This window comes from Streptomyces sp. NPDC017940 (genome assembly GCF_044328435.1).
Taxonomy (GTDB): domain Bacteria; phylum Actinomycetota; class Actinomycetes; order Streptomycetales; family Streptomycetaceae; genus Streptomyces.
Genome location: NZ_JBIRHJ010000007.1, coordinates 429404 through 451615 on the forward strand (window position 1 = coordinate 429404; position 22212 = coordinate 451615).

The 22212-nt window shown below is 69.3% G+C and carries 25 protein-coding genes; 2 read left to right on the forward strand and 23 right to left on the reverse strand.

Annotation, left to right across the window (positions count from 1 at the left end; all coding sequences use genetic code 11):
- Window positions 1-71: 71 nt before the first annotated feature.
- The 15 genes from ACH4DX_RS25655 to queC all read right to left on the reverse strand — a co-directional run bounded on the left by ACH4DX_RS25655 (window position 72) and on the right by queC (window position 11901).
- Complete coding sequence (locus tag ACH4DX_RS25655) at window positions 72-701, reverse strand: HAD family hydrolase (protein ID WP_398156876.1); 630 nt, start codon at window positions 699-701, stop codon at window positions 72-74.
- A gap of 15 nt (window positions 702-716) precedes the next feature.
- On the reverse strand, window positions 717-1790 hold the full coding sequence (locus tag ACH4DX_RS25660; RefSeq protein ID WP_398156877.1) for a Gfo/Idh/MocA family protein: 1074 nt from the start codon (window positions 1788-1790) through the stop codon (window positions 717-719).
- Window positions 1787-2905 (reverse strand): DegT/DnrJ/EryC1/StrS family aminotransferase, encoded by a 1119-nt coding sequence (locus tag ACH4DX_RS25665; RefSeq protein ID WP_398156878.1) that lies wholly within the window; start codon window positions 2903-2905, stop codon window positions 1787-1789. Before ACH4DX_RS25665 ends, ACH4DX_RS25660 begins: the two co-directional genes overlap by 4 nt.
- Before the next feature lie 44 nt (window positions 2906-2949).
- Entirely contained in the window at window positions 2950-3531 is a 582-nt protein-coding gene (locus ACH4DX_RS25670; protein ID WP_398156879.1) for a PIG-L deacetylase family protein, read from the reverse strand.
- Between the two features lie 26 nt (window positions 3532-3557).
- The gene (locus ACH4DX_RS25675; RefSeq protein ID WP_398156880.1) at window positions 3558-4430 is read right to left on the reverse strand and encodes a 5'-3' exonuclease H3TH domain-containing protein; all 873 of its coding nucleotides are present in this window, start codon (window positions 4428-4430) and stop codon (window positions 3558-3560) included.
- Entirely contained in the window at window positions 4430-5566 is a 1137-nt protein-coding gene (locus tag ACH4DX_RS25680) for a glycosyltransferase family 4 protein (protein WP_398156881.1), read from the reverse strand. Before ACH4DX_RS25680 ends, ACH4DX_RS25675 begins: the two co-directional genes overlap by 1 nt.
- Window positions 5563-6114, reverse strand: a complete 552-nt coding sequence (locus ACH4DX_RS25685) for a phosphoribosyltransferase (protein WP_398156882.1) — start codon at window positions 6112-6114, stop codon at window positions 5563-5565. Before ACH4DX_RS25685 ends, ACH4DX_RS25680 begins: the two co-directional genes overlap by 4 nt.
- Complete coding sequence (locus ACH4DX_RS25690) at window positions 6111-7061, reverse strand: radical SAM protein (RefSeq protein WP_398156883.1); 951 nt, start codon at window positions 7059-7061, stop codon at window positions 6111-6113. The genes ACH4DX_RS25685 and ACH4DX_RS25690 overlap by 4 nt, the downstream gene beginning before the upstream one ends.
- Window positions 7058-8092 (reverse strand): glycosyltransferase family 2 protein, encoded by a 1035-nt coding sequence (locus tag ACH4DX_RS25695; RefSeq protein WP_398156884.1) that lies wholly within the window; start codon window positions 8090-8092, stop codon window positions 7058-7060. Before ACH4DX_RS25695 ends, ACH4DX_RS25690 begins: the two co-directional genes overlap by 4 nt.
- On the reverse strand, window positions 8089-8544 hold the full coding sequence (locus ACH4DX_RS25700) for a DUF6884 domain-containing protein (RefSeq protein WP_205033654.1): 456 nt from the start codon (window positions 8542-8544) through the stop codon (window positions 8089-8091). The genes ACH4DX_RS25695 and ACH4DX_RS25700 overlap by 4 nt, the downstream gene beginning before the upstream one ends.
- Window positions 8541-9125 carry a formylglycine-generating enzyme family protein gene (locus ACH4DX_RS25705; RefSeq protein WP_398156885.1) on the reverse strand — a complete coding sequence of 195 codons (585 nt, stop codon included), beginning with the start codon at window positions 9123-9125 and terminating at the stop codon, window positions 8541-8543. Before ACH4DX_RS25705 ends, ACH4DX_RS25700 begins: the two co-directional genes overlap by 4 nt.
- 5 nt (window positions 9126-9130) lie before the next feature.
- On the reverse strand, window positions 9131-9913 hold the full coding sequence (locus ACH4DX_RS25710) for a reverse transcriptase domain-containing protein (protein ID WP_398156886.1): 783 nt from the start codon (window positions 9911-9913) through the stop codon (window positions 9131-9133).
- Between the two features lie 151 nt (window positions 9914-10064).
- On the reverse strand, window positions 10065-10826 hold the full coding sequence (locus ACH4DX_RS25715) for a 7-carboxy-7-deazaguanine synthase QueE (RefSeq protein ID WP_398156887.1): 762 nt from the start codon (window positions 10824-10826) through the stop codon (window positions 10065-10067).
- Window positions 10823-11218, reverse strand: a complete 396-nt coding sequence (locus ACH4DX_RS25720; protein ID WP_398156888.1) for a 6-pyruvoyl trahydropterin synthase family protein — start codon at window positions 11216-11218, stop codon at window positions 10823-10825. Before ACH4DX_RS25720 ends, ACH4DX_RS25715 begins: the two co-directional genes overlap by 4 nt.
- Entirely contained in the window at window positions 11215-11901 is a 687-nt protein-coding gene (queC, locus tag ACH4DX_RS25725; protein WP_398156889.1) for a 7-cyano-7-deazaguanine synthase QueC, read from the reverse strand. Before queC ends, ACH4DX_RS25720 begins: the two co-directional genes overlap by 4 nt.
- 257 nt (window positions 11902-12158) lie before the next feature.
- Here queC and ACH4DX_RS25730 point away from each other — a divergent pair, with 257 nt between their 5' ends.
- A complete protein-coding gene (locus ACH4DX_RS25730; RefSeq protein ID WP_398156890.1) occupies window positions 12159-13628 on the forward strand; it encodes a peptide deformylase in 1470 nt (489 codons plus the stop codon).
- A 1503-nt stretch (window positions 13629-15131) separates the two neighbouring features.
- On the opposite strand, the gene ACH4DX_RS25735 is transcribed toward ACH4DX_RS25730, so the two are convergent.
- The 8 genes from ACH4DX_RS25735 to ACH4DX_RS25770 all read right to left on the reverse strand — a co-directional run bounded on the left by ACH4DX_RS25735 (window position 15132) and on the right by ACH4DX_RS25770 (window position 20360).
- Window positions 15132-16070, reverse strand: coding sequence for a hypothetical protein (locus ACH4DX_RS25735; protein ID WP_398156891.1), 939 nt, complete (start codon window positions 16068-16070; stop codon window positions 15132-15134).
- A complete protein-coding gene (locus ACH4DX_RS25740; protein ID WP_398156892.1) occupies window positions 16067-17149 on the reverse strand; it encodes a hypothetical protein in 1083 nt (360 codons plus the stop codon). Before ACH4DX_RS25740 ends, ACH4DX_RS25735 begins: the two co-directional genes overlap by 4 nt.
- Window positions 17146-17346, reverse strand: a complete 201-nt coding sequence (locus ACH4DX_RS25745) for a DUF5999 family protein (protein ID WP_398156893.1) — start codon at window positions 17344-17346, stop codon at window positions 17146-17148. The genes ACH4DX_RS25740 and ACH4DX_RS25745 overlap by 4 nt, the downstream gene beginning before the upstream one ends.
- Window positions 17347-17572: 226 nt before the next feature.
- Window positions 17573-18040 (reverse strand): LuxR C-terminal-related transcriptional regulator, encoded by a 468-nt coding sequence (locus ACH4DX_RS25750; RefSeq protein WP_398156894.1) that lies wholly within the window; start codon window positions 18038-18040, stop codon window positions 17573-17575.
- A gap of 96 nt (window positions 18041-18136) precedes the next feature.
- Complete coding sequence (locus tag ACH4DX_RS25755; protein ID WP_398156895.1) at window positions 18137-18727, reverse strand: hypothetical protein; 591 nt, start codon at window positions 18725-18727, stop codon at window positions 18137-18139.
- Between the two features lie 276 nt (window positions 18728-19003).
- Window positions 19004-19438 carry a DUF6302 family protein gene (locus ACH4DX_RS25760; protein ID WP_398156896.1) on the reverse strand — a complete coding sequence of 145 codons (435 nt, stop codon included), beginning with the start codon at window positions 19436-19438 and terminating at the stop codon, window positions 19004-19006.
- 47 nt (window positions 19439-19485) lie between these two features.
- Window positions 19486-19890, reverse strand: coding sequence for a DUF6415 family natural product biosynthesis protein (locus ACH4DX_RS25765; RefSeq protein ID WP_398156897.1), 405 nt, complete (start codon window positions 19888-19890; stop codon window positions 19486-19488).
- Window positions 19890-20360 (reverse strand): ATP-binding protein, encoded by a 471-nt coding sequence (locus ACH4DX_RS25770; RefSeq protein WP_398156898.1) that lies wholly within the window; start codon window positions 20358-20360, stop codon window positions 19890-19892. The genes ACH4DX_RS25765 and ACH4DX_RS25770 overlap by 1 nt, the downstream gene beginning before the upstream one ends.
- Window positions 20361-20940: 580 nt before the next feature.
- Between ACH4DX_RS25770 and ACH4DX_RS25775 the strand changes: the two genes are divergently transcribed.
- On the forward strand, window positions 20941-22185 hold the full coding sequence (locus ACH4DX_RS25775) for an XRE family transcriptional regulator (protein WP_398156899.1): 1245 nt from the start codon (window positions 20941-20943) through the stop codon (window positions 22183-22185).
- The last annotated feature ends 27 nt before the right edge of the window (window positions 22186-22212 follow it).

Consider the following 22212-nt stretch of genomic DNA (forward strand, 5'->3'; position numbering starts at 1 on the left):
GCTGGACCGAGGGCGAGCGCGTACAAGGTGCGGCGGGGCGAGCGAAACGGCGGCCATCAGGTGTGCTCCGCTCAGGGCTCGGGGATCGTGAGCGGAAGTCCGAGAAGGTCTTGAAGGCGTTGCACAGTCAGCGTCGGGTGCGTGGCATGGATCGTCGTGATGCCGAGGGCGTGCGCTGGAGGAAGGTTCGCAGTGATGTCGTCCACGAAGATGCAGTCCTGCCCTCGGCAGTCGAGCCGGTCCAGCGCGAGCTGGTAGATGGCGGGATCTGGCTTGCGCAGTCGGACCTGCTCGGACAACACGACTACGTCGTGGGCGTCTTCGAGGGCCCATGGCTCATACGGGTTGAACGGGCTCATGCCCATGCTGTTGGACAGGACGGCGGTCTTCAGGCCGGCGCCGCGGATGGCGCGGGTTGTATCAACGAGGAGCGGCTCAGGCTGGAGGGTTGTAAGGGCCCGGCGCATCAAGTCGGTGCCGTCGATCCCGAGCAGGCTGGCGATTCCCGAGTTCCAGGCTTCCTGGGTGATGTCGCCGCGCTCCAGCTGTGCATACAGGCGGCGACCGTCGGGATTGACGGCGATGGCGTGCAGGTAGGCGTCTTCGGGGAGTCCGCATTCCTTGGAGAAGGCGCGGGCGCAGTCGTCCAGGCTGGTGGTGAGGACTCCGCCGAAGTCGAATATGACAGCTTTGTACGGCATGGCAGCTCGTGGGCGTCAGATGGAGGGCGTGTTGGAGTGCGATGGTGACTGGGCGGTCAGAGGCGGCGCCGTGCCCGCTCGGACAATCGCCGCCATGAGGTGGATGGTCCGCCCGGCGCGCTGGGGAGAGCACCGAGGAGCCCGGCCGTCGCGCAGGGCCTCGGCGAGATCCAGGCTGCCCATGCCGCGGCCGGCGGCTGCGGTGGTGGCTGGATGTGGGAGGACTTCGGCGGTGCGGGCGCCGTAGGGGCGGTGGAGCACCTCACCGTTGTGGAAGTTCGGGTCGGGGAGGACGAGCGTGCCCTCGGTGCCGTGGATCTCCAGGTGGGGCGTCTGGGTGGCGGCGGCGTCGAAGCTGGCGATCAGGGTGACAGGGACCTTGTCGTCGATCTCCAAGAGGGCGGCGACGTAGGTGGGAGCGTGGGCGGTGAAGCCTTCCCCCGCGTGTGGTCCGGAGCGAATACGGCGGTCGGTGCGTGTGTGGACGGTGGCGGCGCGTACCCGCAAAGGGCCGAGCAGGTAGTCGAGGGCGGTGAGGTAATAGGGGCCCATGTCGCCGAGCGGGCCTGCGTGTTCGGCGTAGAAGGGCTGGGGCGCGGGGTGCCAGCGTTCGGGGCCGGTGCTGAGCAGGGTGGCAGTGGCGGAGCGTACGTCACCGATGAGACCGTTGCGCAGGGCGGCTGCCGCCGTTTGAAGCGCCGGGCCGAGCAAGGTGTCGGGGGCGGCGCCGAGCAGGACACCGGCGTGCTCGGCGCGGGCCGTCAGCGCGGTGGCCTCCTGCGGGTCGGTGGTGAGGGGTTTCTCGATCCATACCGCGCGCAGGCGTGCCGTGATGGCCTGGTGGGCTAGGTCGGCGTGGGTGGGGGGCGGAGTGAGGATCAGGACCAGGTCGATCGTCTCCGGGGTGAGGAGATCCACGACGGGGACGGCCGAGATGCCGTACTGGTCGGCAAGGCGCTGGGCTCGCTCGTGGTCGAGGTCGGCACACGCCGTGAGGTCCACGCTGCTGCTGGCGGCCAGAGTCGTGGCGTACTCGGTGGCGACCATGCCGCAGCCGAGTATGCCCGCCCGCACGGGGTGCGGGCTCACCGTGCACCCGCAAGGGTCGTTTCGATGAGGCGGGTCAAGTCTGCTGCCCAGGAGGGGTGTTCGGCTACAGGAAGCCAAGGGATCTGGACGTCGAGATAGCGGCGGGCATCGATGAGGGGGCGCTCGGGCTGGACGGGCCAGGCGGCGGCCGTGTGCAGGTCACCAGGGCCGGGCCACCAACTGCGGTAGCCCCCATGGAAGAGGCTGTTGGCCAGGTGCTCCGCTGCGGCGGGGTCGGGAAGGCGGAGCCCGACCAGCGAGCCGTTGCCGATCGGAATGCTGGAGGCGGGGACGAGAGTGATCCCGCGGATGCCGTGCAGGGACTCCAGTACTCGCTGTTGCAGGGTGCGCAGGTCGGCCACGAGTGTGGGCAGGTGGTCGAGTTGGGGCAGGGCGAGCCCGGCGGCCAGTTCTGTCATCCGGGCCTTGGAGCGCCATACGGCGTGCGGAGTGGGCTGACGGGTGTCGCCTCCTATGGCCCGCATCAAGGCCATGGTGTCGGGACGGTCACCGACGACGAGCCCGCCTTCACCGGTGGCGACGAGCTTGAAGGTGTGGGTGGAGAACGTCGCCAAAGTTCCCCAACCGCCGGCCGGACGTCCCTCGACCTCCACGCCCCAGGCTTGCGCACAGTCCTCGATGAGGTCGATCTCGCGATCGTGCAGGTGGGCGGCGATATCCGCAGTGCCCGGGGCGGGACGGCCGCGCAGGTGTACCAGGACGACGGCCCGGGTGGCGGAGGTGATCAGCGGGAGGATCTGTTCCCAGGTCGGTGTCAGTGAATCCGTCGCGGGAGCCACGCGGACGGTGGCGCCGAGCATGTCGGCGGCGGCGCCGATGGAGACCCACCCCAGCTCCGGGATGATCACCTCGTGGCCTGGGCCCACGCCCAGGCCGCGCATGGCCAGGCGCAGGGCGGACGATCCGGAGTCGACGGCCAGGGCCTGTGCGCGGCCGGTGAGGCAGGCGACGCGCTGTTCGAGCGCGGAGAGGTGCTTGCCGTCGAACGTGGCGATCTCGCCGGACAGTATCCCGCCCCCCACGATCACATTCTGTTGATCGGAGGTGAGCTGGCTGTACTGGTACAGGAGTGTGGTCTGTGGGGAGTTGGGCATGGTGGTGCATCCCTTCGCTATAGGAGGGTGCGGGGACCGACTGGTCAGAGGTGCGCGGCGCTTGGCAGGCGGCCCAGGATCGGTATGGGGGTGAAGGCTTCGGCGCGTGCAGCGCCGATCCGGCCGCCCCACAGAGTGGCCAGGTTTTGGGCCATCGGGCCGAAGTGGTCGTCGATCGGCTGCGACCGGTGTTCGGCCAGGGCGCGCATCTTCTGGTCGAAGGTCGCCGTGACGTTGACGATTACCCGGGCGTTGACCGGGCCGCTCAGGGTCAGGGAGTTGTAGCTGTCGCAGGTGTACAGCCGTCGCGGGCAGCCGGTGTGGATGTGCGCCTCGGGCAGGCCCGCCAGGACAGCGGCGGCGACCGCCCGGTGGTCGGGGTGGACGTCGTCGAGCGGGTGGGTGATCAGGATCTCTGGCCGGTGGCGGCGTATCAGGTCGTCGACCGCGGCGGCATCCGCGATGTTCAGGAGTTCGAGTTCGATACCGAGGACCTTGGCGCTGGCAGCGGCCTCAGAATCCCGCACTTCGTCGTGTGCCGTGACGGCTCCGGTCACCGGGGCGTGACGGGCATGCAGGGCGAGCGTGCCACCGGCCCACAGTTCCAGGTCATCGGGGTGGGCCATGACGGCTAAGACGGATCCCGGCACCTTCACCACATCCCCAGCTTCTCGATGACGTCCGCCGGCCGGGGCAGAGGAGGGCTGGCGTGCCCGGTGGCCTGCCACGGGATGGGCACGTCGCGGCGCATCCGGCTCAGTGCGCGCCACCGCAGGACGTCCTCCCAGGCGGTGGTGATCGCGGCCCCCTTGGTGCCGGCGAGCCGCCCGGAGTCCGGGAGATCTTCGAGGGTCAGACCGTCGGCGAGTAGCCCGGCGGCCGTCTTGGCGCCGATGCCCTTGACGCCGGGCAGGTTGTCCGACTTGTCCCCGGTCAGGGCCCGGTAGTCGGGCCACTGAGCGGGGGTGACGCCGTAGCGCTCGTGGACTTCGGTGTCGGTGATGATCCGCTTGGACGCTTTGCGTGAGCGGTTGATGATCCGCACGCGCTCCCCGTCCAAGAGCTGGTAGTAGTCCTGGTCGGCGCTCATGATGCGGATCGTCCGGTCCGGGTGGCGGTGGACGAGGGTGGCGACGACGTCGTCGGCCTCGGCGTCATCGATCTCCACCCAGGCGATGCCGTAGGCGTCGAGGGCTTCCTTCATCGGCGCCAGGAACTGCAGCGGCGCCAGGGCCTCCGGCGTGGACTCCCGGTTGGCTTTGTAGTCGGCGTCGGTGTCCTTGCGCCCGGCGCTGCCGTGCTCCCCGTCCAGCACGACGCATACCTCGGCCGGCGGCGTATCCAGATCATCGCGGAGGGTCACCCGCAGCAGGGCGAAGAATGCGAACAGGCCCGTCAGGTTCCGCTGCTTGTCGCGGGAGAAGATCGGAGCCGGGAAGCCGAAGTGCCCGCGCCACAGGACGTTGAAGCCGTCGACGAGGAACAGCGGGGCTGCCGAGGAGTGAGACGGGGCTACAGCACCCATCACGACACCGCCTTAATAAATTGCAGGGCGATTCGGTCGGGCCTGTAGTCCTGAGCCAGGTGGTACATGGCCTTTGAAGTTCGCCCGTAGGCTACCGGATCGGTCAGCAGCGCATCGACCGTGTCGAGGAGCGTGTTGGGTCCTGACCGAGGATCGCCCATCAACCGCTCGGTGGCGTACTGATGTTCCAGGAGGGCGGGCAGGTTGCCGACCGGGTAGCTGACCACGGGCACCCCCTCGCTCATGGCCTCCAGGGCGACCAAGCCGAACGTCTCCCGCAGAGACGGAACGATCACGGCGGCGGCCCCTGCCAGCCAGGTGGGAACCTCGCGCCAGGCCAACCCGCCCTCGGACAAGGTGATGTGCGCCGAGGCGTCCGCGAGGGCTCGGCATTTGGCCAGGAGCCGTGCTTGGGATCCGGTGGCCGCCTCGAAGCCCGCCGCCGCGACCATGACCTCCAGCTCCCGGCCCCAGTCGGCGGCGGCAGTCAGCAGAGGCACGAGGCCCTTCTCATGTCCGAGACGGGCCAGCACCCGCACGGGCCCGGAGCGGCGCCGTTCGATGTGTGCGTCATCGGGTAGTGCAAACGGCGTGAAAAGGAGTGCGTTGGGTACTACGCGCCACCCGCGGGTCGGCAGGCCCGCGGCTTGGGCCTCGGCCGTGACCACGGGCGAGGGGACGATCACTGTGTCCGCGCGGGAGAGCGCCGCGGGCGCGTCCTCCGCGTTGGGCAGCACATGCGCCGCGAGCACCCGGCACACGCCGTCGGGCAGTGCGGCGGCCAGCCGCCCCAGGCCCCACAGGGCGTCGGTGAAGACGACCGTGTCGGCCTGATGGCGGGCGATGATCTCCCAGAGGCGGGCTTGGAGCTTGCCCTCGTACTGCAGGACGGCCTTGCGGAGCTTCTCGTCCGAGCAGGGGAAAGTGATGGAAAGGTCGAGGTGCTCGATGGCGACCCCGCCGAGCGCGCTCCTCGACTTGCGGGGTACGGCGGTAGCGATGGCCACGCGGTGCCCGGCGTCGGCCAGGCCGCGGGCGAGTGCGGCCGTGGCGCGTTCGATGCCGGCGGGCGCGTCCATCTGCCAGGAAGCGAGCACGAAGACGAAGCCGCGGGCCCCCACGCGGGTGCCGGTCATGGTGTGTGGATCCTCTCGGGTACGGGCAGCGGCTGCACGGCGGTGTCCGGGCGAGGCTCCCAGGGGAAGACGACCCAGTCATCTACGTCCCAGGCCCACCAGGCGGGGCGAAGTGGGCTGCCCACGTTGCGGCACAGGGCGACGTTGTCCACACGGACGTCCGGGGCAAGGCGCCCGGCGAGGGCCTTCGCGACGGCGGTGAAGGTGGCGCCGGTGCCGCAGATGTCATCGACCAGGAGGACACGCCCACCCAGCGCAGCCGCAAAGCCGTCCGGGACGGTGACCGTCACCGTGCCGGTGGCCTGGGTGTACAGCGCGTCGGAGGCGTTGTGCTTCGCTGCGACATGGCACACGGGCACACCGAGCCGGGCGGCGATCTCCTCGGCGGGCCGCCTCCCACCGCCCGCGATGCCGATCACCGTGGCGATCGGCCCGGCCGCGGCGGTGGTGTCGGCCAGGAGCGTGAGCGCCGACTCGTACGCCTGTGCGGTCAGCTGGTAGGCGGTCTGATGGCGGAAGACGCGTTGGACGGGTGCGGTCGATGTCATCGCCGAACCCCCTCGGTGAGAGGCAAATCCAGATCGGCGCCGGTCAACAGGGGGCGTGTGGCCTCGATGTCCGTGGCACCGCGCACGTTGTGGTACACCTGCCCGTCGGCGCGGATCACCGTGAACCCTTCGGCGAGTTCGCGGGTCCGTAGCCGGACGCGCAGTCCGTGCGGCGGCTGGACGGACTCCACGATGCGCCGGGCCTCGGCGTCCTCGACCAGCTCCGCGGCGGCGAGGTGAGCGCCGCCCCCGATGGGCAGCATCTGCAGGAAGGTGACGCCGACGGCACCGAGGTCGGCGGCTAGGTCGGCGACCGACTGGGCACGGTGGGCGGTGGACTGCATCATCACCGCGTGCAGCTGCACCGGTACACCCTGGCTGACCGCGGCGCGGGCGCCGGCCACGGCCCGCTCGAAGCTGCCCTTGCCCCGCCAGTGGTCGTGCGAGGCGGCGTCGGGGCCGTCGAAGCTGACGCGCACCGCGTCCACTACCGGGGCGAGTTCCTCCGCCCGGCGCTGAAGGTGCCAGCCGTTGGTCGTGCAGCTCACCGCGGCCCTCTGGCTGGCCAGCACTTCCAGCAGCTGCGGCAGGGACCGCAGCAGCAGCGGCTCGCCGCCGGAGATGTCGTGGCCGAGGACGTTGCTGGCGGCGAGAAGGCTGGCGATGCGCTGGCGTTCGGTGGCGCCGCTCTCGGGGAGCGTTTTGTCGTCCAGGCACTGCGGACACTGCAGGTTGCAGCGCACCAGGGGCGACCAGCAGATGTTGAAGGGGACGTGGGTGGCCACCTGGTGCTGGGTGACGGTGGGCCACTGGTCCACCTCCGCATCGTCCAGGAGGACCCGCCCGGCGGGCACATGCCGTCCGGGCGTGTGCGTGAGTTCGGTGGCCGGGTCGTACACCAGGGGCGTCTCACCCAGGGTGGCCGCGGAGAAGATCCGGACTGTCATCGGCTGATCACCTCTGACTGGGAGAGCAACTGCTCGGCGGCAGTGCGGAAGGCAGCCGCGCGGCCGTGCGGGGGCGGGTCGTCGAGCAGGCGGCGGTAGTAGGCGAGGGTGCTTGGCCAGCCGGCGAGCTTGGTCTGCCACTGGGCTTCGGCGTCCGGGGGATCGAGGTGGAAGCCGACGCACTGTCGCAAGGGGACGACCAGGCAGCCAGCGGCGATGAGAGCGGCGCCGAGGTGGGTGTCCTCCATGCCCCAGCCCACAAGCCCGAACACCGGGTCGAAGCCTCCGACGTCGAGGACCTTCTCGCGCGGTGCGGCCATCAGGGCGGTGACGACCACGCGTGGGAGGTCCCAGTCCAGATACGTGGCGCCGTGGCCGAGCTTTTGGAAGTCGTCGGTGTCGTTGAGAGGACTGCCGGTGGTGGGACGGTCCAAGACGATGCCGGTGTACATCTGTTTGCCGCCCTGGCTGCGCCAGGTGACGCGGTGATCGGCGGCTAGGTCAGCGCTTCCTTTGGGGACTCGGGCGGCGCCGTCGCGGCTCGGGGAGTAGGGGGCGTTGTGGCGGAAGCCCACCAAGACGGCATCAGGGTGGAAGCGGACGGCGATGTCCGCGAGGGCGTGGGGTGGGAGGACCATGTCCCCGTCCAGGAAGACGACGGTGTCGGCGCCGGCCAGGGCTGTTCCGGCGTTGCGGGCCGCTGCGGCGCCGCTCTGCTGGGGGAGCCGGACCAGCGTGTCGACGACTGGGTGGGCGGCGGCGATCTCGGCGGTCGCGTCCGCGGACGCGTCATCGACCACGATGGTCTCGATGGAGCCGGTGGTGTCCTGGGCACCGAGGGCGTCGAGGACCGGCCCCAGCGAATGCGCCGTGTTCCGTGCCGGCACGACGACCGACACGGCGTGGCCGGCGGCCAGGGGCGCGGGCGTGGGCGCGTGCCAGGCGAGACCGGTGCGTGCTTCGAACTCCTCCCTCAATTTGCTGTGATCGTTGGGCCGGGTGGTGAGGGCCTGAGCGAGGGTGTGGGTCACGGCCAGTTCCAATCGTCGAGTACGGCGGCGGCCTGTGACCAGCCGCGGGGGTCGGGGATCCAGTGCACGAGCGGGCGGTCCTCGTCGGCGAGCAGGTCTGCGATCAGGACGAAGTAGAGCGGCTCGGCCACGACCAGGAGCCGGGCTCGGGCATCGAGGGCGTCGAGGCGCCAGCGCAGCTGGCGGTGCACCGTCGGGCGCAGCTCGGACGCGTGCTCGGTGGTGAGCGGCTGGTCGTAGGCCAGCAGGGGGGTGTCGGCGCAGACGAGGCCGTATCTGGCGGACAGGAAGAAGACCCGCTGACGCAGCTCCGGGTGATCGCCCACGCGGTCGTGGAGCTGTGGCGCGATGCCGCCCGCGTACAGCTCAAGGGCGGGGAGGGGGATGACCGAGTCGGCCTTGCGGCGCGAGCATCCGGCCAGCACCAGGGTTCCGGACAGAGGAGTGGTCATGGTTCCCGCACCACCCGGAAGCCGATGCCGTCCGACTCAAGTTCGGCCGGGGCGGCGTTGAGGAAGGTCGACTTGGCGTACAGGACCGGGGAGTCGTGCGAGGCTCCCCGCAGGATGAACCCGTTGCCGAGAGTGGCGCTGCTGGTCCACTCCCAGACGTTCCCGGCCATGTCGAGCAGTCCGTCCGGGGTCGCCCCGTCCGGGTACGCCCCCACGGGAGTGGGCCGACCCGGGCCGCCGCGTAGGTTGGCCCGATCCGGCGTGGGCTCCTCGTTACCCCAGGGATACGTGCGGCAGGCGGGCCCGGATGCCGCCCACTCCCACTCGACGGAGCGGGGCAGCCGTCCGCCCATCGCGCGGGCGAGGGCGGCGGCATCTGGCTGTGCGAGGCCCGTGACGGGCCGCTGGTCGGTGCCGCAGTCGAGCTGGGCCCAGGTCAAGAGGGTTTGGGTCCACTCCAGGGTGCGCACTTTGATGCGGCGCTGCTGATCGCCGAAGCGGCATACCCCGCCCGTGATTCGGACCCAGTGCACCGTAGTGCTCACCGTGGCCGTGACGGCGGTCGCCGAAGACGCGGTCATGAGGATCACCCGCTGATCAGGAACAGGTCCTCAGCGTGGGCCGAGGAGCGGATACGGCTCTTGTCCGGGTGCGGGCGAAGGCCCGCCGCGGCGAGCGCGGCCACCAGCACCTCGCGGGCGCACTCCGCCTCGGTGCGGCTGGTGGCAAAGAGGCAGTAGTTGTCCGCGAAGCGGACCACCGCAAGGTCCTGCAGCTGTGCGTCCACCCGGGACAGCCGCAGGTTGATGAGCAGAGGGCTCAGCCCGCACCCTGGCATGATCGGGTCGGGCAGAGCGTCCAGGGCCGTACGCACCCGGGCCAGGAAGGTGCCGTCCTGGACGTGGCAGGCCAGCCAGTCGACAACTTCGCTGGTGCTCGCTCCGGCCGAGACCCGCTGGACATCGACGTCGACCACCCACCTCCGGCCTTCGGAGAGATGCTCGGCTGCCTGGCGCAGGGAGGTGAGCCGGTTGCGGCCCCGACGGAATCCCGATACCCACGGAGCGAATGCCGTCTCGTCCAGAACGGGCTCGACTGCGCGCCGCATCGCCCGGTGGACGACGCGGTCGCGGACCGTGGGGATCACGGTGTCGATGTGTTTGCCCGTGTACGCGATCACATGCGAGGCCCGCAGCGGACCGGGCTGCCATGTGCCCTGCTGCAGCTGCTCGCCCAGCTCGTCGAGCCGCCCCTTGAGCCCGGTGCGGAACCCTGCCCAGGTGAGTCCGTCTGCCCCCGGCGCGGACGCCCGGCGCATGCATTCCCGGGCGGCGCGCTTCAGATGGACTGGCTCGATCAGATACGGCATCAGCGAATGGGCTGCCACGAATGGGGAGTTGGGCGCTACAGTGAAGGCAGCCTGGGTGGCTGGAACGATCCCGCCCTCCCTTTGAGAGCCGCTTCCCAACACGCGCGGCCTGGGGGAGCTGGAACGACGGCCCCACCCAGGCGTCGTCGTTTCAGCGGCCACGTTCGTCCTCCCACAGCTCCACGTGCAGCCGAGGGCTGAGATTGAAGCCGCGGGCCAGGGCCTCCTCCGCGATCGTCCGCAGGCCCTGCCGCACCGTGTCGGCCGAGGTCCCCTCGGGCATCACCCATATCTCGGTCATCGCGAACCGCTCGGCGAGGTCGGCGATCTCCTTGAACTCCTCCAGCTCGCTCACGACGAACTTGAACCGCGCCTTTCCCGAGGCGACGAACGCGGCCAGGGCCGCAGGGGCGATCCGCACGATTTCCCGGCCGCCGGCGGCGGCCAGCTTCGGGGAGACGTTGAAGGCGGTCACGGCGGCCACGAGGTCCTCGCTGGGGATCAGCGTGCCGTTCGTCTCAATCTCGACCTCGTAACCCTCCGCGTGCAGCTTGGCCACCAAGCGCTCTAGCCCGAACCGCTGGATCAGCGGCTCGCCTCCGGTGATCACCACGAGGCGGACCGTGCGGGCCTTCACCCAGGCCATCAGCTCATCCAGCAAGACCCGGCGCCGGATCTTGGGATCCTGCGGGTCGTACGTCTTGAAGTCCCAGGTGTACGCGGTGTCGCAAGCCCAGCGCGCCCCCGGCCCCTGGCCGCAGGACAGGTTGCAGTGGCTTAACCGGATGAACAGGGCCTGCCGGCCGAGCGAGGGCCCCTCGCCCTGGAACGTCGGTCCGAAGGTGTCGGCGATGAACAACCCGCGATCGTCCGCGGCCTGCTGGCCGAGCAGGTGGAGCACGCCTGTGTTCACGGCCGGATCACCTCGAACTCCGCCCACGACGACGGGGTTTCCGACACACGCACCGTCTCCAGGCGCCCTCCGATGCCCGGCTCGACGTGCTCCACGAACCACTCGGCGAGGTAGCGCGCGAGGTTCTCCGACGTCGGCTCGACAGGCAGCACGTCATTGAGCGACCGGTGATCCAGATGGCCGTCGAGGAATGTCTTCACTGGTGCCAGGTCGCCGAAGTCGGTGACGAATCCGGGGCCGCTGAGTTCCTCGGCCGCAAGGACAAGTTCGACGGTGTACGTGTGCCCGTGCAGTCGGGCGCACTTGTGTCCCTCGGGCAGTCCCGCCAGGTGGTGGGCGGCATCGAAGGAGAAGCGTTTCCCAATCCGGTACCGGCCCTTAAGTGCGGTCACTTGGCCACCCCCGCGGTGTAGGGAGTCGGATCAGCAACGCCCGCGAGATCAAACGCCTCCCGCCTCTCCGTGCATGTGCCGCAGGTGCCGCAGTGCACCTCACCGCCCTTGTAACAGGACCACGTCAGCTCGAACGGCACGTTCAGTCCGGCGGCCGTCTCCACGATGTCCGCCTTGGTGACGTGCAGGAACGGTGCGACCAGCTGGAAGCCGTCGGCCAGGAAGCCCTCGTTGCCCGCCCGGATGGCGGCCGTGATCTTCTCGAAGAAATCGGGGCGGCAGTCCGGATAAATGAAGTGGTCGCCCGCATGCGCACCGAACGCGACCGCGTCCGCTTTCGTAGCGACGGCGACGGCCGCCGCCACCTCCAGCATGATCGCGTTGCGGTTGGGGACGACGGTGATCCGCATCGTCTCGTCGGTGTAATGCCCGTCGGGGACATCGAGCCCGGCGTCGGTGAGTGCCGACCCTCCCAGCAGTCGCCCGACGGCGGTCAGATCGACGACCTCGTGCGCGGCCCCGAGAAGGTCGGCGATCTGGGCGGCGCACTGCAACTCCTTGCGATGGCGCTGGCCGTAGTCGAAGGACAGCAAACTCACGCTGGCGCCCTGGGCGGCCAGCAAGTACGCCGCGGCGGTGCTGTCCAATCCGCCGGAAGCGATCACGACCGCGTGACGCGGCACATGTCCAGTCATCTCCCGCAAACCCTTCGAGATCCCCCGCGCCATCCAGCACGGGGAAGTGGAGTGAGTCCGCCCTCAGACAGGGGCGGCAGTCGGACTAGGTCGCCGCAGCGACAGGCGAAGGGCGGCGGGCGCGGCGCCCAGGAGCGCGACCGAGGTCGCCGCCTAGCACTATTGGGCTCCAGGCGGGCAGGATGAGGCGACCATGAGGAGCGCTCACTCACGACCTTCCTCAACTCCCGCAAAGGAGCAGAGCCTTGGAGAGCGAGGAGCGGTCCACCTTCGCGGCGGAACTCACGCACTGGCGCAACGTGCGGGGCCTGTCGAAGGCGGCCTTCGCACAACGTCTCAACATCGACCCCTCGTACGTGAGCCACATGGAGGCCGGGCGTGAACACGGCAGCTCCCAGCTCGCGCGCCGCGCTGATACCGAACTCGAAGCAGGCGGCGCCTTGTGGCAGGCATGGCAGCGCACCGACGCGTCGCCGCAGGCGTCCGAGCAGATTGAACCGCCCTCTGGAACAGGGCTGCTGGTTCTGGAGGACGAAGCGTCCCTGAGTTTCGACGGCAGCGCCTACCGCCTGAGCATGCGCCGACTCCTGTGCAACAACGGCATCCACCCCGTCACCCGCTACCTCGTACGCATCGCGGTGGACCGCTACCCGTCCGAACCCGAGCGTTCCAATGCCCTGTACCGCCGCGACCCGCTCACATGGGATGAACTGGATCTGACGGCGCACTGCGGCACCGAGCCGATGGGCTGGACCGTCAAGCACGACCGCGACGCGTTCAAGGAGGTATGGCTCCAGTTCCAGAGCCCCACCAGCCGCTTCCCTCTCTACCCCGGGCAGGAGGCGGAGATCACCTACTCGTACTCCGTTGGTGCCGAGAAGTGGGGTCCCTGGTTCCAACGAGCCGTCCGGCTGCCCACCCGCCGCCTCGCCGTGGAACTCGCCTTCCCCCGCGACAGCGAACCGACGGTCTGGGGCACTGAGACCTCCATGAGCGCGGACTTTGCTCCACTGCGCACGCCGCCCCAGCGCACCGAAAGAGGCGACCAGTCCGTCTTCTCCTGGGCGACGGTCGATCCACCCCTGCACGCCCGCTTCCGCCTTGAATGGCGCCTGAAGAACGCTGACGACGCGAAAGAGAACGGCCTCGTGAATACTCTCTCCGCCAGCCAGGCAATGGCGAACGCCGGCATCGTCCAGGACGGCGACCCGGTCCTCGGCCGCCGCGCACGCCCCTTCGACCTTCCCGGCGAAGCCGAAGCGGCCAAGCAGGTCATCCACGGACTCCTGGCCGCCGTCGACCGCGTCCGCCAGCTGCACACCTTCGGGAAGGGCATGGGCATTGCCGCCCCACAGACCGGCATTGACCGGTCCGCCGCCGTGGTCTTCCCGCCCGAGGCCGGAGCGGAGCCGATCGTGCTGCTGAACGCCACGGTCACAGAGTCCTCCGAAGAAGAGGACGAACAGTACGAAGGCTGCCTGTCGTTCTTCGACGTACGCGGGCTCGTGCCTCGCCCCCTGAGCATCGTCGTCGCCCACAGCGACCTCGACGGCACCACACGACTGTCCCGCTTCTCCCAGGGGCTGGCGCGCCTCGTCAACCACGAGGTCGACCACCTCGACGGTGTCTTGTACCGCGAGCGCATGCGCCCAGGTGTGGAGCCGATCCCCGTCGATGAGTACCGCGGCACCGGTCAGCGGTGGACGTATGGCTGAGCCTGTGTGGAGCCGCTCCTGCCAGGATCGGAGCGACCGACCATGAAACGCGCGGCTGGTCTGGCTATGCATGTGCGTCACCGGCCGCGAAGTGCTGCTCCAGGTCGCCACCTGGGTGTCGTTGAGTTGTTCGATCACGGGGTGGGGAAGGAACATCTCGTCCTCCTGGACAGTGAAGGATTGGTGCGCGGCTCGCACTCCTTGGGGGTAGAAAAGCCCCGAGAGCGCTCCGCGCTCGCGCAGCTCTCGCAGTGCGCAATCGCGTTGCGGATACCGCGAAGAGCCTTGACATGGGCCTCGCCCGCGGCCTCGTGGGGCTTGTCCGGGGCGGACGCGGCTTCGGGCCCGGGGCCGGGCGGTGCACCCGCCTGCCGCCGACGGGCGGACGGGGCGTCTGCTCAGGTGGCACATAGTGCGTACGCGGCCTGCGTGGCCCATGGCTTCCAGGCGTGCGTGCGCGGTGGAAGCGGTAGAAGAGCAGGGCGTGGTCGGTGACGGCTCGGGTGTTCTCGTTGTCGATGACCTCGACGTGTTCGAGAGCTGAGGCGGCGCCGCCCGCCCCGTACTCGCGGTCGATGCGCTGAGCGCCGCCTTGGGACGGCTTGGTGAACCCTGTAATGGGCGCGAGTGCGTCCTGCGCCCGGTCCCGTCGAGGTGATCGGCGGCGTGGTAGGCGAGGTCCACGTACCTGGCGTCGATGAGGGTGCCGTCGGGTCGGGTGTCGCTGTGGCGGCGGCCGTGCCCATCGAGGTAGGTGCGCTGCACCATGTGCGCGCGGTCGGTGACGTTCTCCCAGGCGGGGAGAGTGACGGGTTCGGAGCGCCGGGGGTAGCTGTTGGTGTCCCCGGCTGCGATGGTGACCATGCTGGGGTGGGCGAGAGTGGTGAGCCACCCGGCTTCGGTGACTCGCTGGTCGGTGTCGAAGAAGCACATATGGAACGACACGAAGTTGATCGGCACGGGGTGAGCGCCCAAGTGCGCCTGAACGTGGCAGGGGTGTAGCCACCAGGGCTTCGCGCGGGGCTTTTGCTTGGCGACGTGGAACATGCCGGGTCGCAGGTAGACGGCGGTGGCGATGCCGGCGTCGACGCCCGGGTTGGGGGCTGCGAGGAAGCCGCGCAGTCCCAGGCGCTTCTCCGTAGCGTGCAGGAGCCGTCCGCCGTGTTCGCGGCTGTGCTTCGCCTCCTGCTGGAGCACGACGTCTGGGCCGCCGTCCCCGAGCTGAGAGAGGATGTCGAGCGCGAAGTCCCGGCGTTCGCCGTCGCGCCCTGCGTCTGCCTCGATGTTCCAGACAGCTATGTCGATGGTGCTGGCGTCCATGGAGTTCCTTCTGTGAGTGCAGCAACACCTGGTGGGAGCGGGTTATCTGGGCCGGCCGCTTGCTCCCCCACAGAGCGCGGCCGGGGCGCCGGGTGGGCGCCACCTCCCCTCGGGGGCGGCCTCGGGGACTTCCCGCGCGGGGCGGGCGTCCCGGCTAGACCAGAGGAGGCCCCAAGCCTGTGGTCAGGCGACCGGTCGCTCGGCCTTCCACCGCGGCCGTGTGCTGGGTCTGATCAGTGAGGTGGTGGAAGGAGGGTCGGTGCCCTCGGGGATCGGCAGGTAGACGAGGAAGGTGTCGTCGCGGTCGGTCTCTGGGTGTGAGGGGCGTGTGCGGCGCCGGATCTGGTATCCCGCGCCGATGAGCGTCTGGGCGAGGTAGGTGACGCCTTGCAGCCAGTGCGTGTACGCGCCGGGCGGTGGAGTCGACTGGTTGGGGGCGCGCTGGTAGAGCGGGGCCGGTTCCCATGTGACGAGGGCGCAGTCTTGCGTGCCGGGCGGCCACAGGTGCTCGTCCACGTCGCGCACGATGCATCGTCCGGTCCGCAGTGCCCCCGTGTCCTGCTGCTCGTGGCGGCTGAACAGGGGCGGGTCGGCTCGTTCGAGGAGAGCTTCGATCGGCCATATGTCGGTGGACCGGCGAGTCTGGAAGTTCGGGCGCGGAGGGTGCGCATGCCGCAGGTCCTCGGCGGTTCGAGGGGACGGTGTCCTGCCCGCAGGGAGTCGGTAGACGACGAGGTCGGCGCCACTGTGCAGGTCCGGAGTTCTGGGGATGCCCCACTCCTCGACGACGAACCCGCAGTCCGCGAGGGCGTCGGCGCACGCGTCGAGTCGTTCGGTCCAGTGCTGCATCGCACCAGGCGGTAGGTGCCCGGTGTTGTCGTTGCGGCGGAAGAGGGGGTCGGGGAAGAAGTGCACGACGACGGCGAGTTCGGCGTGGGCGGGCCACAGCACCTCGGGCAAGGGCTCCGCTCGGCACCAGCCTCGGCCCTCGGGAATGTCCCGCGGGGTCTTGGTGAAGTCCAGGTACAGGCCCCCGAGCTTCAGCCACGTCAGATGGTGGTTGACGAGGGCGACGGCGGATCGGGAAGGGTCCGCGGGGTCGTAGAGCGCAGGTGTGCTCACCGTCGTGTCCTTTGCAGGAGAGCTGAGTAAGCGGTGTCGAGAACGGAGGCGGGGGGCCATGCGGCTGCTCCGGTGACGGGCTCGGGCGAGCGAGCTGCGGCCCGCCGTACTCGCTCTGCGATGACCGAGGCCACGATGCCCACCGGTACGGCGATCAGAAGGTGGTGGGTGGGCGGAAGCGGCATGAGGAATGCGCCGAGCAGATCAAAGGAGGCATGGCCGATGACCAGCGGAAGCACACGTCCGGAACGCAAGTAGAGCCGCAGACGGCCAGCAGCGAAGAGGGCCATCGCGACCGCGGGCGCGCCGAAGTATGCGTGCAAGGCGACCTCGACTGCACAGACCGTGGTGTAGATCTGCCAGGCGGGCCGTCCTGCGGCCGTCATCAGCGCAGCGGTGGCGGCCACGATCACTACGTCCTCGACAGCCACGACCACCCCGAGCTGGGCCATGGAGTCGAGGGGGCTCGTGACGCCGACGGTGTCCAACTGGTTTCCGGCCATGACTGGCAGAGCGGCCACGTCGAGGAGGAGCAACGCCTGTACGCCTAGGTAGGCCAGGCACCCGCCTGCCGCGCAGGCACCGAAGGCACGTCCTGCGAGGTCGCAGGTCTGAACACACCAGCGTTGCGGATACTTCTCGCAGGGTGCCTTCTCCAGAGTGATGCCGTGAGAGCGGCAGACCTCCCACGCGAGCCACGCGAAACCCAAACCGGTCGCGAGGGGCCCGAAGTGGCCAAGGGGCCTGTCGGGGTCGGCGGCGAACAAGGAGGCGGAACTGCAGCCCAGTGCCGCACAGCGTTGGAGTATTCGCTGGCGTGGGGAGACACGGTCGAGAGTGGTGCGGGCAATGACCGTCCAGAGCAGCCAGAAGAAGACCACGACGCCGACGCCTATGCGGATGAGCGCGGTGTAGTGGGGGGTCTGCTGCGGCCAGCGGACGTCGTACAGGGCACCGAGTTGCAGCCCCGCGTTGACCAAGAACGTGATGGAGGCGAGGAACAGCAGTGCGGCGGCGTGGAGCAGGGCCCCATGAGGTGCGGTTATGTGCAGGGGGGCGGGGGTGAGCGGGTGTGTCACGCCGCCACCATCTCGGTGGTCGCGGGCCGGTGCGGGGCGATGATCTGGCCGTCCGGCAGGAGTTCACCGGTGTCCTCGAAGAGCAGGACGCCGTTGCACAACCGGGTCCAGCCCTGCTCCGGGTGACTCACTTCTATGAGCGCGGCCTCCCGGTCGGGGGAGTCGGCGGTCGGGCACGGCGGCTTGTGTTGGCACATCGTAGGACCTTCTGGGTCGCGTCGGGAGGGGGCAAGCGTGCACGGGGTGCGGCAGGAGGGTTGGGTTGGCCGGCCGCCGCCTCGCGCCCCTGAAGGGCGGCGGCCGGGGCGGCTCCCGCATTGGCCGGGCTGCGGGAGCGCCGCTTCCTCCGCGCGGTGGTCTCGGGCCGCTCCTGCACGAGGGGCACGGGGGCCGCAAGACCGGAGGAAGCCCAGTCAGGGGAAGCTAGGTGCGGGCAGTGGCGCTGCTCGGGGGTCGCGCTGCCTGCCGCAGGCCGTGCTGGCGGGCCCGGGTGACGACGTGCGCCCGGCTCTGGGCGTCAAGGACCCACATCAGCCGCCGGACGTACACGCCGACCTGAGCGGGCGATCTGTGTATCTCGGCCGCGATCTCGCCATTGGTCAGACTCCGCGTGAGCAGCGTGATCAGATTCCGTTGCTCCGGGGGGAGGTGGACCGTGCCGTGCTCGAGGGCAGGCAGGCGGATCAGCCCCAGGTCGTAGGAGCAGTCGACGAGCGCGGCCTGTCCCTTCGCACCCACCTTCTTCTTCGCTGTGCTGATGTGGTGGCGGACCGTCCCCGGCTTACGGTTCAGGCGGCGCGCGATGACGCGGTCGGTCAGGCCCTCAGCGAGGCCCTGTACCACCTGCCGCTCACGGGAGGTGAAGGAGACGGTCGAGGCGTTGACGGTCACCTCTGTCCTTTCTCTGCATGACGGATGGTGCTCCGCTCGACGAGCCGGGCATATGGCCGCCGGCCCGCCGAGCGGCGGTCTGGGAGGCGCGTACTTCTACAGGTCATCCAGGTTGACGACCGTGAACGCGCGCAATGTGCGCACCAGTTGGGTAGCCACGAGCCAGGCCAGGTCGGCGTGGCCGTAGGGCACTGGGACCCCGTCGCACGCCATGACCTGGATGCTGCGGTCCGGCATGTACCGATGGGGGGTGCCGATGACGCCGTACAGGGGCGCGCTCTGTGCCAGAAGGGCGACGTTTCCGTACTTGGCGAGGTGAGGGCACTGCTTCGGAGCCGTGGACGCGTGTACGGGGCAGAGGGGCGGCTGTGCGGTGCGGACGGTGGTGTCGGGGTCGGGCACGCCCTCTTCGGTGCTGTGGGGGAACAAGATTCCCTGGTCCGTTCTGGCGGGCTCGCGGCAGACCTGGCACAGCAGCTTGGACATCGTCTCGCGCTGCCGAGCGGGGTTGATCATCCGCCAGCGCGGCGCGCCCGTCAGAGCCCCCTCATCGTCGCGGGACTGCGAGACTCGCGCCCACAGGACGCCCTGCGCGTCGCGGTCCCTCCACCCTTCGTCCGTGTAGCTGATGCGGCCCCACCCGGTGCTGCCGAAGGACGGGCGTAAGGCACAAAAAGATTCGTCCACCTCGCCTTCGCGGGCTGTGATGTAGGGGATGGATGTCTGCGCCTGCGGAGCGCTTCCGCCGCTGCTGTACGTGCCAGCCAGTGCGGGGCTGCTGGCCTCCGGGCAGGTAGCGGGGCGCCGGAGCTGCCGAAAGGCCATACCCCGCCGCACAGCGGAGCGCAGCCGAGAACGAAGTCCTCGGGACCGGTCCGTGCCGGCTTCGGGGTTGGCCCCGCCGACATCAGCGCCGGGGGGCGGTATGTGAACGGACATGCGTGCTCTTCCTCTCGGACATGCTCAGACAGGGGGCCGCTCGGGCGAGAACACCGAGCAGGAGACGGGGGGAACGGTCAGTACCTGTGTGCGGCGTGCCGTGTACTGGTCGATGGCGGCTTCGCTGTAGCCGTAGAACCGCCCCACGTCGGCATCGTTGGCGTCCGGCCAGAGCGTGGGCGGCCTCTCGCCCCACTCGACGACGTAGATCTCGTCGGGGCGGGTAGACCGCCGCATCCGCAGGTGCGGGTAGCCGGGCCGGCCTTGCAGCGCGTCACGAACGGCCAGCGCGAAGCAGGGGCAGGGCACGGGGTAGTACCCGCCGCGGCGTGTGCCACCTACCGGGACCGCGAGCAGCGGCATGCGCCTCATGCGCACCGCCCAGCTCTTCTTCAGCAGCTCCGGCTCTGTGATCCGCTGCACGTAGTACTCGAAGTCGTATGCCTCCCATGGAGACATCAGGACAACAGTCACAGGCGGGTGTTTGCAGGTCGTGGGGGCATTGATCATTCGGTGTCCTGGAGGCTCGTGATCAGCTCATCCAGCAGGTCGTGGACCGTGTAGCCCAAGCGCCGGGCGAGGCCCAGGGCCGACCGGTATTCCGCGGGCGTCTCTGCCTCGTACAGCGGCGTGCCCTGCTCGATGACCGCTTCCAGCTCGTCGGAAGGCGGGAACTTCGGGTCAGACACCGCGATGTCGCGCAGCCGTCTGAAGTGCTCGCGCAGACGATCGAGGAGCGCGGTCAGATCCTTGGCGGGTGGCGGTTGCGGGCTTTCCAGCGCGAGGTCCAGGTCCTCGAAGATGCGCGCGACGACGAGTGGCTGCCATGCCTTGGCTTTGGCCAGGATGTCGGCAAGGGCGGCGGCGTCGTGTTTCGGTACCCAGCGGGGGACGGTTCTGGGAGCGGTCATCACGATTGCCTCGCCGGGATCGTGAAGGTGCACCACGTCGCCCTGCCGTCGGGGCGCACCCCCCAGTCGCTGGAGAAGGTCTCGACGAGGAGCATCCCGCGGCCGTGCTCTTCCTCCGCAGACGGCCTGCGCACGTACGGCCTACCAGGTACGCCGTCGGTCACCACGACCCCGACCTTGTCCCTGGTGATGATCAGGCGGAACCCGAGCATGTTGCCGTAGCGCAGCGCATTGGTGGTCAGCTCGCTGATCACGACCATCGCGTCCTTGACGAGGGCAGGGGGTAGCCCCCAGAGGTTCATCCTGGCCGCGCCGATTTGGCGGCAGCGCCCGACCCATTCGGTCTCGTGCCGGGGCACGGGTGCACCCGGGGCCCGGGGTTCGAGCTGAATGGTGAAGACCTCGTCCTCAAGCACGTCGTCCGGGTCCAAGGGGAGATATTCGTCGAGTCGGCCCGTCACAGTGCCCATCACTTTCCGCCTCCGATGATCTCCGCTGTCGGCAACGCACTGAGCGCCCACGGGGTGAGGGAACGCGTGCTTGTTCGCCGGTATCCACGACTCCTTAAGCGCCGACTTCGTACCTTCAGCAGTGACGTCGGTGATGGGCGTCATGGGGAACCTCCCATCTGCTCAGTGCGGGGACCCTGCAACGTGCGCCGACTCCCGAAGCTGCGGTCACCAGCGGCCTCTGCACATCACGGTCGAGTGCTGTCACTGGTGGTCCGGCCTGCGAGATCCGGGTGTGTAAGGGTCGTCACGAGGGCCGTCGGCAACAACCGTGATCTGAGCGCGTTTCACGGGTTTATCGCCCGCTTCACGGGTTCGCCCCTCCGAACCGTAAAGAAGTCACGGATTCTCAACGCAGCGTCGTGACCTGCTCACTACGCTCGTGGCGGGTAACCGCGTACGGAGAGGGGACCAGCTCTTGAATCAGCGTTCGGTATCGCACAGCCCCTCGTGCGCTAAGCGCATCCGCGAAACTCGGGGCGAAGCGGGGTACGCAGCGTCGCAGATCGCCGTAGAGATCCACCGGTGCTGTCATGTCAGCTTGCTGCGCGCCCAGCGCCTTGCGCGCGGGTGGACCCAGACCGAAGCCATTGATCATCTACGTACCATGGCTGAGCACCTAGGACTAACCGCGCCGCGCACTGATGCCGACCAACTGCGGCTGTGGGAACTGGGGATGCACCAGCCGCGACAGAGCGCGATCTCCTTGTTGTGCCGCCTGTACGACTGCTCGGCTCGTGATCTCGGCTTCGTTGTTCCGCCGGCGTCGGAGGGCGCCTGGGCGCCGCCGCAGCCGTCCGACAGGGTCAGCGCACCGGTCGACCTGCTCGACGACCGGGTTGAGGCCGCCCGCCGTTCCATGGACCGGACTCTGGCGCTGGGCAGCGTCACCGCCGCGCAGATGGACTTGCTCGACGAACGCATCCTGGATGTCCGGCGGCAGTACGTCTACACGCCGCCCACAAAGATGCTCACCGAACTCCTCGATGAACTGGAGGAAGTCAAGAACCTGTCGGTAGACCGGCAGCCCGCTGCGGTGCAAGTCCGCCTGTCGGAGATGACGGCGGTGCTCGCCACACTGATCGCCGATGCTTTGATGAAGCTGGGACGCCTCTCGCCGTCTCGCGCCTGGTATGACACCGCGCAGAACGCGGCCGACGACAGTGGCAACCTCGAACTCAGAGCTCGAGTCCGCGCCCAGCGCGCCATGCTGCCGTACTACTACGGTCCGCTGGAGGGCGCCGTCACCTTGGGTCGGGAAGCTCGTCTGCTTTCGCGGGGCCGACAAAGCGCGACAGCAGCTTTCGCGGCCGCGGCGGAAGCCCGAGCCCTGGCCCGCCAAGGGAACGTCGCCGCAGCGGAAACAGCCATCGTCGCCGCCCAGCGTCTGTACGACCGTTGCGACCCCGGCGACCAGGACGACGCCTTCAGCTTCCCCGAGCGGCGGATGCTGCTGTACCTCAGCGGCGCCTTCACCGCCCTGGGCCGCAGCAGCCAGGCCCGTAGAGTGCAGGAAGAAGCACTCGCCCTGTACCCGGCCCGCACGGGAATCGACCCCGCCCTCCTCCAACTGGAGGCGGCGATCTGCCTGGCACACGACCGCAGTCCGGCCGAGGCATGCCAACTCGCCGGCAGCACCTACCTTCGGGTACCGTCCGACCATCGGACCCACATCCTGGAGGAGCGGGCCCGGGACGTCCTGGAAGTGCTCCCATCGGGCATACGCAGGGGACGCGCTGCACGCGAACTCACCGAAATCCTCGCGCTGCCCAAGGGCCCCGCGTGACAGCGCCCAGGCTCGTCAGCGAGCCTG